The organism is Rhizobium sophoriradicis, from assembly GCF_025200795.1.
GTDB lineage: Bacteria > Pseudomonadota > Alphaproteobacteria > Rhizobiales > Rhizobiaceae > Rhizobium > Rhizobium sophoriradicis.
Map to the genome: position 1 here is coordinate 237,219 of NZ_CP104156.1, position 15,808 is coordinate 253,026.

General features: G+C 57.4%; 8 protein-coding genes and 3 pseudogenes. 5 read left to right on the forward strand and 6 right to left on the reverse strand.

The window, feature by feature from the left end:
• Positions 1-327: 327 nt before the first annotated feature.
• The 3 genes and pseudogenes from N2597_RS31905 to N2597_RS31910 all read left to right on the forward strand — a co-directional run bounded on the left by N2597_RS31905 (position 328) and on the right by N2597_RS31910 (position 7,587).
• Entirely contained in the window at positions 328-3,423 is a 3,096-nt protein-coding gene (locus tag N2597_RS31905) for a Ulp1 family isopeptidase (RefSeq protein ID WP_341356280.1), read from the forward strand.
• A gap of 448 nt (positions 3,424-3,871) precedes the next feature.
• Positions 3,872-4,095: pseudogene (locus N2597_RS33780) on the forward strand (hypothetical protein); the annotation flags it as partial.
• A 402-nt stretch (positions 4,096-4,497) separates the two neighbouring features.
• Positions 4,498-7,587 (forward strand): Ulp1 family isopeptidase, encoded by a 3,090-nt coding sequence (locus tag N2597_RS31910; protein ID WP_423228315.1) that lies wholly within the window; start codon positions 4,498-4,500, stop codon positions 7,585-7,587.
• Positions 7,588-7,816: 229 nt separating this feature from the next.
• Here the strand turns inward: N2597_RS31910 and N2597_RS31915 are convergent.
• Positions 7,817-9,123: pseudogene (locus N2597_RS31915) on the reverse strand (helix-turn-helix domain-containing protein).
• A 311-nt stretch (positions 9,124-9,434) separates the two neighbouring features.
• Between N2597_RS31915 and N2597_RS31920 the strand changes: the two are divergent.
• Positions 9,435-10,203, forward strand: a pseudogene (locus N2597_RS31920) (hypothetical protein).
• The gene (locus N2597_RS31925; RefSeq protein WP_042120140.1) at positions 10,155-10,883 is read left to right on the forward strand and encodes a carbonic anhydrase; all 729 of its coding nucleotides are present in this window, start codon (positions 10,155-10,157) and stop codon (positions 10,881-10,883) included. The pseudogene N2597_RS31920 and the gene N2597_RS31925 overlap by 49 nt, the downstream one beginning before the upstream one ends.
• Positions 10,884-11,490: 607 nt before the next feature.
• Here the strand turns inward: N2597_RS31925 and N2597_RS31930 are convergent.
• The 5 genes from N2597_RS31930 to nifN form a co-directional block, all read right to left on the reverse strand.
• On the reverse strand, positions 11,491-12,423 hold the full coding sequence (locus N2597_RS31930) for a cation diffusion facilitator family transporter (RefSeq protein WP_004675922.1): 933 nt from the start codon (positions 12,421-12,423) through the stop codon (positions 11,491-11,493).
• A gap of 221 nt (positions 12,424-12,644) precedes the next feature.
• Positions 12,645-12,797, reverse strand: a complete 153-nt coding sequence (locus N2597_RS31935; RefSeq protein ID WP_196411598.1) for an IS66 family transposase zinc-finger binding domain-containing protein — start codon at positions 12,795-12,797, stop codon at positions 12,645-12,647.
• A gap of 663 nt (positions 12,798-13,460) precedes the next feature.
• A complete protein-coding gene (locus N2597_RS31940; protein WP_037145513.1) occupies positions 13,461-13,949 on the reverse strand; it encodes a NifX-associated nitrogen fixation protein in 489 nt (162 codons plus the stop codon).
• A gap of 3 nt (positions 13,950-13,952) precedes the next feature.
• Complete coding sequence (gene nifX / locus N2597_RS31945; RefSeq protein WP_183600121.1) at positions 13,953-14,447, reverse strand: nitrogen fixation protein NifX; 495 nt, start codon at positions 14,445-14,447, stop codon at positions 13,953-13,955.
• Positions 14,444-15,799, reverse strand: a complete 1,356-nt coding sequence (gene nifN / locus N2597_RS31950; RefSeq protein ID WP_004672660.1) for a nitrogenase iron-molybdenum cofactor biosynthesis protein NifN — start codon at positions 15,797-15,799, stop codon at positions 14,444-14,446. The genes nifX and nifN overlap by 4 nt, the downstream gene beginning before the upstream one ends.
• Positions 15,800-15,808 lie beyond the last annotated feature (9 nt).

The following is a 15,808-nucleotide window of genomic DNA, read 5'->3' on the forward strand; positions in this document are numbered from 1 at the left end:
AATAGATGCCAGTGGTTCTTGAAAAAGCACCAAACCGTTGAGAGAGAATCCGTTTTTACGCGGCCACGTGCAGCGCGCCAACCCAGATGAGACGATCCCCAGTGCCGGGGCAACATCGAATGGCGGGCTCCGCATGGCAAGCGGCAAGCTGGCGAGCCTCTGTGTCGGCTTGATGGTCGAGTGCAGACGATTGTCGGCAAGCCGTCGCCATATGGTGTTCGGCCATGCCTTGAGGGCATGATTGGATCTGGCTTTAGCATGCTGGGCGGCGGTCGGCAGGCATTAGGATCGAGGTTCCAAATTTGAATTTCCGGAGGACCGGCATCGATGTACCCAAGACGGAACCAGCCGCGCGATGACGATTCTCGCGAAGTTAGTGGGTGGATCGAAGGCGTGACCGGAGCTTTCGATACGGACGCCTGGATTGAGGATTGCTATCCAGAGAGCCGAGAGATGGAACAGGATCCGACCGACTTGCGCCTCGGTTCGCACGATAGTGACGCCGGCGACCGTGTGCCGCGTCGCAGTTCCGTGGGCGGTTCGATGCGAGTGACGCCGCAGTCGCTGGCGCCGGAGAGGGGTTCGGGGCAGCAAGACGTCGATGCCGCAACGGAGACTCACGTGGTCTCAACCAAGGTTCGCGTCGGCGCCAAGCGTGGTCGCCCCGCCGACCGGGACATGCATCCCGATGACGAGACCCGCATCAACCAGTTCGCGGAAGCAGTCCGAAACTACGAAATTCTACCCGACGGTAGCGTCGGCCGAGGGGACGGAAGGGTTCCCGAGGCTACCGTCGAGAACAATTTAGGGATTCTTAGGAGGTTCGCTCGTTGGCTCCGAGCAGAAAACAGAGATTCGATGGCTTCTCGGTTTTTAAACGATCCAGATTCGCTAGCCGGTGATATCGCGGATTACTGGGCAAACGGTGGGGACGATCGTAAGCGTCTTAACTCAGCACTGTCTCATTTCAGGAGGCTCTCGCCTGAGGGGCAAGAACTCCAAGCCGTTGGACCTGGGCCGCGCCTGATGGGGCGCCGAATTCATGTTCCCTATCCCGACGACGCCCTCATTATTGATGCCTTGGCCAACGAAGAGCGGAGTAAGCTCCGACCGGTCTCGACTTCCAAGAGGAATGTTGTCTGGAATATGGCCAGCAATCAACGGAGGTTTAGCGATTGGCTCCAAAGGGAGGGCAGGGAGAGCATCGCCAGTCGCCTGACTGGCAGTGATCAGCAGCAACAGTCGTTAAAGGACGATTACAGTAACTTTACCAACGCTGAAGGAAAAAAAATAAGCGTGAGTTTCGATCGGCTGCGGCAGTATCTAGGCGCTGAGTCGCAGTTGAAACAGCATGATCCCCATCCCGACGACGCCCTCATTATTGATGCCTTGGCCAACGAAGAGCGGAGTAAGCTCCGACCGGCCGCGACTTCCCGGAAAAATGCCAGTAACCAACGAAAATTTAGCGCTTGGCTCAAAAGGGAGGGCAGGGAGAGCATAGTCAGCCGACTCACGGGTACTGATGAGCAGCAACGGTCGTTGCAGGAGGATTTTAGGGCCTTTACCAAGGAGGAAGGAAAAAAAGTGGTCGTGAGTTTAGATCGGCTGCGGCAGTATCTAGGCGCCGAGTCCCAGTTGAAACAGCATAATCCTTATCCCGACGACGCCCTCATGATTGATAGCTTCACCAAGGAAGAGCTGAGCAAGCTCGGATCGGACTCGAGTTCCAAGCGGAAAAGCGTTTTGAATCTGGCCAGCAATAAACGGAGGTTTAGTGATTGGCTCCGAAAGAAGGGTCGGGGGAGCATAGCCAGTCGCCTGACTGGCAGTGATCAGCAGCAACGGTCGTTAAAGGACGATTTGAGGGCCTTTACCAAGGCTGAAGGAAAAAGAATAAACGTGAGTCTCGATCGGCTGCGGCAGTATCTAGGCGCTGAGTCGCAGTTGAAACAGCATAATCCTTATCCCGACGACGCCCTCATGATTGATAGCTTCGCCAACGAAGAGCTGAGCAAGCTCGGATCGGACTCGACTTCGCAGAGGATAGTCGTCTCGAAGCTGGTCAGCAATCAGCGAAAGTTTGGTGATTGGCTGCAAACCAGGGGTAGGGAGAGCATAGCGAGCCGGCTCAACGGCAGTGATCAGCAGCAATGGTCGTTGAAAAAAGATTACCAAGACTTCACCGAAGACATGGGAAAACACACTATCTCTTTCAAGCGGCTTCGGCAGTACCAGCAAGTCGTTGAGGCGAACGCAGCGTCGGGGTTGTCCCCTGAGCCGGCAAGTGGCCGCGAACCGGCCGGTCTGGACGGCCGTTCGGATTCACGTGCCGAGTTCAGATCAACTTCGCCGCTGCAGCAGGTTGATCCATCGATCGAAGGCCGCAGCGGATTGTCGCTCGACCATATCGAATGGCTGGGCGACCAGCATATCCAGACGGATTATGAGCTGCTAATGCAGGACTTGCAGCGAAACGATCCGGATCTCGCAGCCAGGACGCGGCTTATCGATCCCCTGATAGCCCATTATCATCTGCGCCTGGGCGATGAGAGCACCGCGCTGAGCGCTTTCCAGCGCATCGTTAATGATCAGAATGGAAGAGATACAGCCGACTTCCTGTTCCTTCCAGTGAGCGATGCCAGTGCTTCGGATCCTGATCACCGCGGCACCCATTGGTCGCTGCTACTCGTTGACCGTCGCAACCGCGAGGGGCCGGCTGCCTATCACTATGACTCCTTCCGGGGCCAGAACGACGAGTTTGCAGCAATGCTCGCACAAAGGTTGGGTACCCGTCTGGAGCCCGTCCGCATGACCCAACAGCGGAACGGCTATGATTGCGGAGTCTTCGTGGTTGACGGCACGCGGGCGCTCGTTAGACGTCTGGCGCGAAGAGACCGGCCAGCCGTGCTGCACCTCGACAACCTCGTCGCCGATCGGGAGCAACTCCAACGACGTCTGAGCACCGCGCCCAACAGTGCTCGAGCGGGGGCTGCGGCGGCTGAACCGGAGTCCTCCACACAGATCGCCGATCCCGCAGAGTTTTGGCATGGAGTGGGTCAACCCGGCCAGCTTCCCGATAGCTGGAATACAGCGACCTTCCGGCAGGATTTGCCGTCAGCCGCCTATTCACCGGTGCAAAGCGTCAATCCGCCAGACGCACCATGGGAGCAAAGCTTGGGGGCATCGATCTTCGGCACCCCACAGTACACGCTGCCTGTGGACGACTTGGGAGGAGCTGTCCCTCCGAGCTGGCAACACCGCAATCAACCGGCACAGGCTGGCCTTCGGCTTGCGATGTCCTGGCTTGAGTTGCTGCCGAGCGCGGACAAACCCCAGACCAGCATCACTATCCATGGTGTGCCCTACACGGCCACTCTGGGGCCATCAGGCATGGAGAACGACATTTACCTTTTCCTGCAATAGGGTGGAGATGGATCGAGCAATAGATGCCAGTGGTTCTTGAAAAAGCACCAAACCGTTGAGAGAGAATCCGTTTTTACGCGGCCACGTGCAGCGCGCCAACCCAGATGAGACGATCCCCAGTGCCGGGGCAACATCGAATGTGCACGTCGTCCGTCTTCCTTCAAAACGTGACGTTTGGCCAGCATCCCAAGAGGCGACGGCTGTCGCATCTGAAGTGTAGACAGATACGGATGCGGGAAGAGCCTCGGGTGCGAAGGATGCTGGCGCGGTCGCTGAAGTGCTTAGTGCCGTCGATGACGGCCTATCCTTTGCGGGTTCTACTATGGCTTCAGGCCCGGACGACCCCCCCATGGCGCCGGATGCATTTCATGCGGCGATCATGAGCCAACGTGTGAGTTGGGTACTCGATGCCGACCCCGTATCCTGCAACTAATGCCTGCGGGCGGGTGCCGCGGTGGACCGACTTGTTCATCACGCAACGATCATTCGAAATGAACGTTGAAAGCTATCGACGACGTTCCACCCATGGGGGTCAAACGCCGGCGCGGCAGGCCAGCCTCATTCGCGACAATCAAAGGCACCGCACAGTTTGTCGCGGAGCGGCAATCAGACCACGATGAAGCTCTTGCCAGCGACAATCAACATGATAACTTCATCCCGACCGCGACATAAGAATCTCATCCAGATTGTCGCGCGCGTCTCATCCTGATCGCCGCCCCATAGGTCGCATAACTATCAGGCGCGCAACGGGTTCTGTCAGCAGCTACACCGCAATGGTTCCGTTGCCTGAGGCGGCGAAATCAGAAAGGCCGGCGGAAAGATTGGTTGGAATCGGAAATTCTGACGGCACCCTTCGCGCTGCATGTTCCACACATCACCCGAAACTGCTGGCGAGCCTCTCAAGCCATGTGCCGGCCTGATGGTCGAGTGCAGACGATTGTCGGCAAGCCGTCGCCATATGGTGTTCGGCCATGCCTTGAGGGCATGATTGGATCTGGCTTTAGCATGCTGGGCGGCGGTCGGCGGGCATTAGGATCGAGGTTCCAAATTTGAATTTCCGGAGGACCGGCATCGATGTACCCAAGACGGAACCAGCCGCGCGATGACGATTCTCGCGAAGTAAGTGGGTGGATCGAAGGCGTGACCGGAGCTTTCGATACGGACGCCTGGATCGAGGACTACTATTCAGAGAGCCGAGACATGGAACAGGATCCGAGCGACTTACGCCTCGGTTCGCACGATAGTGACGCCGGCGACCGTGTGCCGCGTCGCAGATCCGTGGGCGGTTCGATGCGAGTGACGCCGCAGTCGCTGGCGCCGGAGAGGGGTTCGGGGCAGCAAGACGTCGATGCCGCAACGGAGACTCACGTGGCCTCAACCAAGGTTCGCGTCGGCGCCAAGCGTGGTCGCCCCGCCGACCGGGACATGCATCCCGATGACGAGACCCGCATCAACCAGTTCGCGGAAGCAGTCCGAGGCTATGAAATTCTACCCGACGGTAGCATCGGCCGAGGGGACGGAAGGGTTCCCGAGGCTACCGTCGAGAACAATTTAGGGATTCTTAGGAGGTTCGCTCGTTGGCTCCGAGCAGCAAACAGAGATTCGATGGCTTCTCGGTTTTTAAACGATCCAGATTCACTAGCCGTTGATATCGCGGATTATTGGGCAAGCGGTGAGGACGATCAGAACCGTCTTAACTCAGCGCTGTCTCATTTCAGGAGGCTCGGACCTGAGGGGCAAGAACTCCAAGCCGTTGGAGCTGGGCCGCGCCTGATGGGCCGCCGAATTCATGATCCCTATCCCGATGACGCCCGCGTCATTGATAGCTTGGCCAAGGAAGAGCTGAGTAAGTTCGGACCGGTCTCGATTTCTCAGAAAAATGCCAGCAATCAACGGAGGTTTAGCGATTGGCTCAAAAGGGAGGGTAGGGGGAGCATAGTCAGCCGACTCACGGGTACTGATCAGCAGCAACGGTCGTTGCAGGAGGATTTTAGGAAATTTACCGAGGCCGAGGGAAAAGTGGTCGTGAGTTTAGATCGGCTGCGGCAGTATCTAGGCGCCGAGTCCCAGTTGAAACAGCATAATCCTTATCCCGACGACGCCCTCATGATTGATGGCTTGGCCAACGAAGAGCTGAGCAAGCTCGGACCGGACTCGACTTCCAAGAGGAAAGTTGTCCAGAATATGGCGATAAATCAACGGAGGTTTAGTGATTGGCTCCAAAAGAATGGTCGGGGGAGCATAAGCAGTCGCCTGACTGGCAGTGATGAGCAGCAACGGTCGTTGAAGGACGATTTTAGGGAATTTACTACTAACGTTGAAGTAAAAATAAGCGTGGGTTTCGATCGGCTGCGACAGTATCTAGGCGCCGAGTCGCAGTTGAAACAGCATGATCCTTATCCCGACGACACCCGCATGATTGATGGCTTCGCCAATGAAGAGCTGAGCAAGCTCGGACCGGACTCGACTTCCAAGAGGAAAGGCGTCTTGAATCTGGCCAGCAATCAACGGAGGTTTAGTAATTGGCTCCGAAAGAATGGTCGGGGGAGCATAAGCAGTCGCCTGACTGGCAGTGATGAGCAGCAACGGTCGTTGAAGGACGATTTTAGGGAATTTACTACTAACGTTGAAGTAAAAATAAACGTGAGTCTCGATCGGCTGCGGCAGTATCTAGGCGCTGAGTCGCAGTTGAAACAGCATCATCCTTATCCCGACGACGCCCTCATGATTGATGCCTTGGCCAACGAAGAGCTGAGCAAGCTCGGATCGGCCTCGACTTCCAAGAGGAGAGTCGTCTGGAGACTGGCCAGCAATCAACGAAAGTTTAGTGATTGGCTGCAAACCAGGGGTAGGGAGAGCATAGCGAGCCGGCTCAACGGCAGTGATCAGCAGCAATGGTCGTTGAAAAAAGATTACCAAGACTTCACCGAAGACATGGGAAAACACACTATCTCTTTCAAGCGGCTTCGGCAGTACCAGCAAGTCGTTGAGGCGAACGCAGCGTCGGGGTTGTCCCCTGAGCCGGCAAGTGGCCGCGAACCGGCCGGTCTGGACGGCCGTTCGGATTCACGTGCCGAGTTCAGATCAACTTCGCCGCTGCAGCAGGTTGATCCATCGATCGAAAGCCGCAGCGGATTGTCGCTCGACCATATCGAATGGCTGGGCGACCAGCATATCCAGACGGATTATGAGCTGCTAATGCAGGACTTGCAGCGAAACGATCCGGATCTCGCAGCCAGGACGCGGCTTATCGATCCCCTGATAGCCCATTATCATCTGCGCCTGGGCGATGAGAGCACCGCGCTGAGCGCTTTCCAGCGCATCGTTAATGATCAGAATGGAAGAGATACAGCCGACTTCCTGTTCCTTCCAGTGAGCGATGCCAGTGCTTCGGATCCTGATCACCGCGGCACCCATTGGTCGCTGCTACTCGTTGACCGTCGCAACCGCGAGGGGCCGGCTGCCTATCACTATGACTCCTTCCGGGGCCAGAACGACGAGTTTGCAGCAATGCTCGCACAAAGGTTGGGTACCCGTCTGGAGCCCGTCCGCATGACCCAACAGCGGAACGGCTATGATTGCGGAGTCTTCGTGGTTGACGGCACGCGGGCGCTCGTTAGACGTCTGGCGCGAAGAGACCGGCCAGCCGTGCTGCACCTCGACAACCTCGTCGCCGATCGGGAGCAACTCCAACGACGTCTGAGCACCGCGACCAACAGTGCTCGAGCGGGGGCTGCGGCGGCTGAACCGGAGTCCTCCACACAGATCGCCGATCCCGCAGAGTTTTGGCATGGAGTGGGTCAACCCGGCCAGCTTCCCGATAGCTGGAATACAGCGACCTTCCGGCAGGATTTGCCGTCAGCTGCCTATTCACCGGTGCAAAGCGTCAATCCGCCAGACGCACCATGGGAGCAAAGCTTGGGGGCATCGATCTTCGGCACCCCACAGTACACGCTGCCTGTGGACGACTTGGGAGGATTTGTCCCTCCGAGCTGGCAACACGGCAATCAACCGGTACCAGATGACCTTCTGCCTGCAATGTACTTGTTTGACTTGCTGCCGAGCGCGGACAAACCCACCAACTTCAGTATCCATGGTGTGCCCTACACGGCCACTCTGGGGCCATCAGGCATGCAGAGCGACATTTACCTTTTCCTGCAATAGGGTGGAGATGGATCGAGCAATAGATGCCAGTCGTTCTTACATTCTAACTTTGCGGTTACAATTGCTGTCAAAGCTGATTAGAGGGGCGACATTGTCAGCCAGTTAGAAACGCGACGCTGGCTCTGATGATCAGCCCCGATCCGACCGGCTGGGCCGGGTTGAAAGGGCGGAGCGGGGGCGGGTGAGGGGCGCCCATCGGCTTTAGCTTTAAGACGATGCGATCGACGCCTCACTCGGCAGCATCGCGCTTTGCCAGCGCAGCTTTATGGCGTTCGATGACGGCCGGATCGTTCGTAAAATCCTTCCGCCGTCCCGGACCGTGAGCACGTCGCACATAGCCGTTCATCTCGCTGTTGGTCATCACCACCGGCTTCGACGGCTGCTCCTGACGCTCCTTGATATAAGACAGAACGTCGCCGAGCCGTTTGTTCTCGGTGATCGCCGCATGCGTCACCCGCTGGTCCTTGTCGAAGGTTTTGTAGGGCAGGGAATGTCCCTTCCATCGTACATCGAGGCGGCCGTCGGCATAGGCATAGGTCTCGACATAGCGGCCGGCCAATCCGCGCGTCACGTCGCTCTCCTCCAGCATGATCCGCTTACGCTCGAACGAAAACGTCAGCTGCGATCCGACATAGCGCTGCTCGCGTTTGCACAGGATCTCTTTCAACCGATCCGGTGCAAGATTTACCGGCCGGTGCAGGTCATCGGATCGGGCAGGGACAATCGCAAACCGCCCATTGTAGTCCACCATGAAGCCCGGCAGAAATGCATTGCCTGCCTCCATGCTGTCGATGCCTGCCAGTCGCAATTCCTTGACCAGACGATCCTGCAGCGTCCGGTTCATCCGCTCGACACGGCCTTTGGCCTGGCTGGAGTTTGCACAGAGAATCTCGATATTTAGCTCCGAGAGTGCCCGAACTGGGTCATGCCCTGACCACCCTTGGCCTCCTTCTTCGTCACCCGGAAGACCGAGTGCTTGTCGGAATAAAAGGCAGAGCGCACGAACCGCAACTGCATCAACCGGCCCGTCGCATCGTCGACAAACACCAGGAGCGAGCACGGATCTCCACGATCCTCGAACCAGCGATGCTCGGACCCGTCGATCTGCACCAGCCCGCCATAGGCTTCGCGCCGCAAGCGCGGCTGATGAAACGTCCGCCGCTGCTTGCGTGACAGCCACAATCCGGCCTGCGTCATCCAGCCGCGCAACGTCTCGCGCGACACACGCAATCCATCGCGCTCGGCAAGCTTCTCGGCCGCCAGCGTCGGACCGAAATCCGCATAACGTTCACGAACCAGCGTCACCGCATAATCGCGAACACCATCGCTGATCCGGTTGTTCGACGGCCGGCCGATCGCCTTGTGCCGGATCGATGCCGCACCGGTCGTTCTGATGCGATCCAACAGCCGCCGCACCTGGCGCTCGCTGAGAGCAAGCACATGCGACGCCGACACCATCGTCATGCGGCCGTCGGCAACCTTCGACAAAACCGCGATCCGCTGCAGATCACGCTCGCTCATCGCTATCAATCCCATCTGCAATCTCCGCCGTCATCAAAACGGGGAGAGTGTGACATTCCAACTTTGCAGAATCAGGACACTTCAACTTTGCGGCTACAACACCTGTCAAAGCCGAATAGGGCTGCGACGCTGTCGGCCAGTTAGAAACGCGACACTGGCACCGATGATCAGCCCCCGATCCGACCGGCTGGGCCGGGTTGAAAGGGCGGAGCGGGGGCGGGTGAAAGAACACCTCTTCGGCTTTAGCTTTCTCAATAGCAATTGTTCAGTCGCCGGCTGATACTCGCTTTTATCTGAATTGAGCGGGTAGGGATCAAAGCTGCACGATGCTTCCGGAAATCAAGCTGCAGGGTGACGTCGATGTCGCCGCGCTGTCACCTCTTCCGCGGCATGCTTCTGTCCGTTGCCTATGCTGACGGTGAGGGTGGCATAGGATTGACCGCGACCGGTGCTATGAACCGCAAATTCGTACATTGGGCCGCTGTGAACTTCCTGTGGCCCGACTTCACAGCTGAAGACCTTTACAGCATGAACAAAGTGCTGAACGAAAGCGACATGCCGCCGCTCTGGGTCGTGCGGGACACGACCCGCCATCTGAAGCTTCTTCGCCGGAAAAAGGATGTGCTGCTGCCAACCAGACGCGGCCGGGAGTTTCTGGTGAACCCGCAAGCCTTCTTCGATCTCGTGGCCACAGACTATCTCTACTCGTATGTCCATGCCACCGAGCGGGAAGCTGAGGTGCAAGCGCGCCTACGCTGGTGGCGCATGTTCCTCAATCTTCTCAATATCAAGGCGAGAGAAGGCTGTACGCCTTTGGACGTCGTGAAGATCCTCTATCCAGACACGGCACCTCTGTCCGCCACCGAAATGACCCTGGAAGCCTGGGAGCTCAAATCCGATCTCCAATATGGCGTCCTGCGGCGCCTGTGCTGGCTGGGCCTGCTTTATGAGGCACGAGAAGGGCACGCTTCTTCAAGACGGAGCATGACTTGGAGCAGGTGCCATTTCTCCGCAGCCATCCCGGATATTGCAAAAGGACCGATACCATGTGCTTTGAATGCAATTCCTCCCCACTCAGCCGTCGCTCCCTGCTGAAATTTGCCGGCATCGGAGGCGTGGCCGTCATGACTGCAGGCTTTGACATGACCATGCCGGCATTCGCCTCGAACGCTCCCGCCCTCCTGCCGGATGAAGCACTGGCAAAACTCCAGGAAGGCAACAAGAAATTCGTCGCCGACACGGAAGCCTGCGCCGCCAATATTTCCAAGCGCCGGCAGGACGTCGCCAAGAGCCAGGCACCTTGGGCGATCGTGCTGACCTGTTCCGACAGCCGTGTCGTGCCGGAACTTGTATTCGGCGGCGTGACGCTCGGCGAACTCTTCGTCGCCCGCAATGCCGGAAACGTGGTCGACACCGATGTGCTCGGCACGATCGAATATGGCGCCGAACATCTGCATGCGCCGCTGATCGTCGTCATGGGCCACAAGCGTTGCGGGGCGGTCTCTGCCGCCTGCGAGGTCGTGTCCAAGGGCACCAAGCTCGATGGCTCAATCGGCAAGATGACCCAGCCGATCCTGCCCGTGGCTTTGGCGGAGACCGATCGCGGCGACAATTTTGTCGACAAGACCGTCCATGCCAATGCCTTCAACGGCGCCGAGCGCATCCTCACCGAAAGTGCGATTGTTTCTCGCCTGGTCGAGGAAGGCAAGGTGAAGATCGTGCCCGCCTATTATGATCTCGATACCGGCGTGGTCGATTTTCTGCACAAGGTCTGACCTACGAGGCGACTTCATGTTGCCGACGGCTATCCGCGGGCGCCTCGTCGCGTTCGCGGAACCATAGTCGCTGATGACCCTTGCCGCCCGCAGCATCACCCGGCGGGTTACGCGGGCCGGAGCTGAGGTCGCGAGCTGGCTGCCTGGGCGACGCTCTTCTGGAAATTTCCGACCATACGCCTGCGCAACTTGGTGAGCTCAATCGACAGGTCCGACAGCTGCGCGATGACATCTATCGGAACCTGGGCAGCTGGGCCGCGCCCTCCTGAGCCAGTACAAGGACATAGGCGTCGCTCGTTTCAAAGAACGCGAGACAATCGGCCTCCGGCAGGATCTCAACAAGATCAAGACGGCGAAACCGCCTGTGGAGCTTGAACGCAAAGGCGCGATCTGGGTTCAGCCAACCCTATTCGCTGAATCGAGTATCGCGCCTGGAGGCATAACGGAAAACTACGGCATCGAAACTGGCCGCATTGATCGAAGATTGGTACGAACCGTGAAATTGACGCATGGTGGCTGGAAAAAACGCCGAGCTATGCATCCGGTTCGAGGATCACGCCCGTTATGGAATGCCTGCGATACAGGGCTCCAAATTCGGTTCAAAATCCTAATCCGCCCACTCAGGATCGGTTGTAAAGGCGATGGTGAGCCGACGACTCGGACCCTCGTTACCAATCGCGAGCCCGATTTCGTCACGGATCTTATCCCATTCCTGCAATTTCCTCGCCGGGAGGTCCTCTGAGACAACGAAATGTAGCTCGATTTGCCGGCCTCGGCCGACCCGGGCCACATAAGCCCGGTGGGATATGAATCCATGTCGTTCGATGATTGTTTTGGCGACCGCGTCAACTTGTTGTTTGAGATCTAATGGCGTAACAAGCAGTATGTCGGCGAGCGCTCGCCGAACCGTGCCCGCCGGAATGGGAATGATCACAATGCAGATTAATGCCAGCGCGACCGGGTCAATAAACGGCGAGATCCATTCGTAAGAAGACCCCTGAATGAAATATCCGATGGCAAACGCGACGAGTAACCCGATCGTTAGCCCGGCGGACATCAGCCAAGCTTTCGTATCCAGGGCAACGAAATCAGATTTGATCTTACGATTAGCTCGATCACCAATAACCCCCATGGTGGCTGTCACACCGAGTGTTACGACGGCGTAGACGATCGCTTGACTAAAGTTGAGCGGACGTCCCCCATGCAAAATGCTGCCGATTGCGTTGACAAGTGCGTAAACAGCCGACCCGGTTATGAGAATGCCGTTGAGAGCCAAGACTATGGGCTCAAGATGCCAGAACCCCATCGTGAAATGCTCGATAAGTTTTCCTTTGCTGGAGGGCGCTTCGGATGACGCGATGAGCTTTGTAACAAGCAGAGCTACGACAGTCATAGCAGCGTCCGTCAATGCGTAGACACCATCGAATATGATTGCGAACGAACCTGAAATGATCCCGAACAAAATGCCGATGCAGGCAAGGAGGATGGTAACGGCAATTGAAACGCAGAGAAGCCCCTGCTCCGTTCTCATGAAATTCATAGGCTCAGCCTTATAACTTACGTTTCTTTATGGTCCTCTGGACGCGGTACAGACCATCCAATTCAGCTACTGAAGCGAGCACATCCACTTTTGGATCAAGGTACCTTTTTAAATTCAAATGCTGACCTCTCCTGTCCAGTGGGCTCGCATGAGCGTCTTTCACATACCTGGCCACAAGACAAAATCGCCTCGCTGTGTTCTGGCAGTGCGGCCTCGACTATCTAAACAAGGGCCAACTTTGCTTTGCAGGTAAAGCGGGGCTGGACATGATGCACGACACGGAAGGACGCATGAACATAGTCCAGCACTTCGCTGACGGTCTCGCCGCCGCGAATGAAGTCGGAGCCACCACAGATAGGGCATGAGCAGGCCACCTGTTACACGTCATCATGGCACGGCCGAGGTTGCAGAGCTTGCGCGGCGATAGGGCTCTCGACGCATCCACGTCATCCGGCAGGTTCGAATTCCGTTGACTCATGGTTGGATCTGATTGGATGAGAGGCGTTCCAAAGAACGCCGAGGTTTTCGCCCTCATGATAGGCTGTGGCTGACACCACGTTCTAGTCTAGCGATGATCGGATCGTCTAGCCCTTTGGCGACTCCTGTAATTACGGCTGGATTGCCAGATGGAAAAGAGCAGGCTTGCGATATACGCCCACTGAAGAAGCAACAAACTAGCCACCATTGCAACGATGACTTCGTGGATGGAATGCCAGACGAAGTAACTCGTTAGTGCCTTCGCCCAGACGACGAGCAGCAGGAGGCCGCAAAAGATTGTGAAACGCAACACCGTTCTCCTGATTTGTTCGCGAGATTGCGCAGCAATGTCGTCTGCGGCAACGAGAGTCTGGCAGTTCTTCAGGCGGCAACCGCCGCGTGGTTGAGAGCCATGATCATGCCAGTGAGCTCACCATCGAACTCTCGTTCTGGCCATTGCAAATGCTGAGATTTTGGCAGCGGCGGCGGGACTGCAGCTTGCGGACCTTCTTCAGCTGCTCCACAATGTCTGACATGATCTCTTTCCTCGAAAATTGATTTCATGATGCCCGCGCCACGTCGGGATAGGTTTCGATAACTTCAATAGCGTCATCGACCATTTTCGTGCCGGTCTCGGCGAGCTTGCCTAGCGTCTCAAAGCCGAACCGGTGGACATCGCGCAGGGTCTTCGACAGAACGACCAACCGTCCAGTCGTCAAAAGCAAGCGGCCGAAGCCCTCATGGCCGATCGTCATGATCGGCGATGCCAACAGGCCTGTGCACTCTTCGATCACAAGCCCCACGCAACTGTAAAAGTTCTGTAGCCTCCACAGCACATACGGATCCGGATCGCCTATGATCGGGATCTTACGGCGCTGCTCCTTGGTGAGGATGAAGTCGGCCAGCAGGTCAGTGTCCGATTTGCCTTCCCACGCCCCATGGGCATCCTGAGCGCGAATGAGCCTTATCAGGCATCTGAGAAAAGGGGTGGCGAGATCCCCATCCTCGTTGACAGCAGGGCCATCCGTACTTCCTGTCAATGTACCCATTTCTTAGTCCTCCTCATCGAAAGGCTTCTTTTCAATGGCGCCTGCTTCGGTTAGCACCTTGCGTAACCAGGGTGGCGGAGTAGTCCTGAGCATCGCCCGAGTTCGCGACAAAACATCTTCGATCAGTTGAGGATCGGATACTTTAATTGGGTGGATTTTGGCCGAAACAACTCGGGCTGCCGATGGCCCACCGATCGCCAGACAGAACAATAAGTGACAACCTTCCAACGCCTTCACCTTCGGGTTAATACGATCGACGTCCTCGTTCCGATGCTTTCCGCTCTGGTCGGAAACGTCTTCGAAGTCCAGGACTTCCACCAGTTTCCAGTCGTCGGGACTCACATCATAGACGACGAAACGTTTTGCCGATCCGAAATGGGCGTCGAGAGATTTCATATCTTGAGTGGCGATTGCGACGCGCAACGCGCCAGCCTTCCGTTTTGGAGCTGACGAGAGAACCCCGTCAGGGACGAGGGAAAGGCGACGAGCGGCGATCATCTAGGCAGTTCTCCTTTGCGGGAGGGATCAAGCGATCCAGGACACGGCGCGCGCTGATTGGCCTGGAAGATGTTGGAAACATCGAAGATCAGGTCGCGCGTTCCCTGATAGAGACTTGTGAGCTTATGCTGGCTGCCGAGTCGGTCGAATATCGGGAAGCCCACCCGCATGAGCGGAATCCCAAGGCGCTCCGCCGCTTGTCGTCCATGCGAATGCGTGACGAGAAGATCAGCGCCGACGGCAAGTTCTTCGAGATCGCCAAGATCACCGACCTGGAGCGATTCGGCCGGCATTTCCGCGAGTATTTTTGAGGTGCCGGTCGTGGTGACCGCTGCCGCGATTTCGGCGCCCATGCCGGTGAAGAAGGTAGCGAATTGGTAGAGCTGGTCCGGCTCCACAGCAATTGCGATCTTCTTGCCTCCGAAATGGAAATGTCCGTCGAGCAGGGCGTCCTGCAGCTGTGCTCGGCGACGGCGGATGTTTGCTGGCACCGGCGCACCAGAAATCTCAGAAAGAAACGAGACGAACCGGTCGGCTCGTTTCAATCCTGTCAGCGACTGGAACAATGCGTAAGGGACTCCCGTCCGGGTCCGCAGTAGCTCTGCGGGGCGGCGCATATGCTCGCCGATCGCGATACATTGCGCCGCCGTGCCAAGCTCTTGTATCTCGTCGACGGGAGTACCGCCATAGGTGGTCGGAACCCAACGATCGCCGGGCACCGTGCCGTCGAGAGAGCCGGAAATGTCCGGCAGGATCACCGGCTTCAGACCGAAGCTTTCGACCGTTTCGCGCAGAAGCTCGATGTCAGCGACTGTCAGATGCCATCCTGGTAGGATCGCAATCTTCTTTTGGTGGCGGCTCTGCTCGCCTGGAGTGGTGATGCGCTCGACCATAGAGATGACGGCCTTCGCCCATCCCTCTTCGATCGCTCCCTCGAAATCCGGGGTATTCGCCAGCACAACCTCCGTACCCGCGAGCTCATCGGCACGATCCCGCTTGATGTTGGCGAGATCGCCTGCGAAATCTTCGCCGCGGGTTTCCACCAGGGCTGTCGTGCAAATTCCGATCAGCTTGGGTTTTGCGCGCCTCTTGAGATTTAGGATCGCCTCTTCCAGATTGCCTGCGCCGCCAAGAATGGTCGCCACTGCGTCCAATGCCGTTGTCTGCAAGGGAATGGCTTCCTTAAAGTGCCGGACTAAAAGTACCAGCGCCAAGCTGGTGCAGCCCTGGCTGCCGTGGAACAGCGGCACGGCACGCTCGACGCCAAGAAAGGCGAGCGCGGCGCCGAGCGGCTGCGACGATTTCAGCGGATTGACCGCAGCTGATTTGGTCTGGGGAAAGACTTGAACCATCGGCTTTCC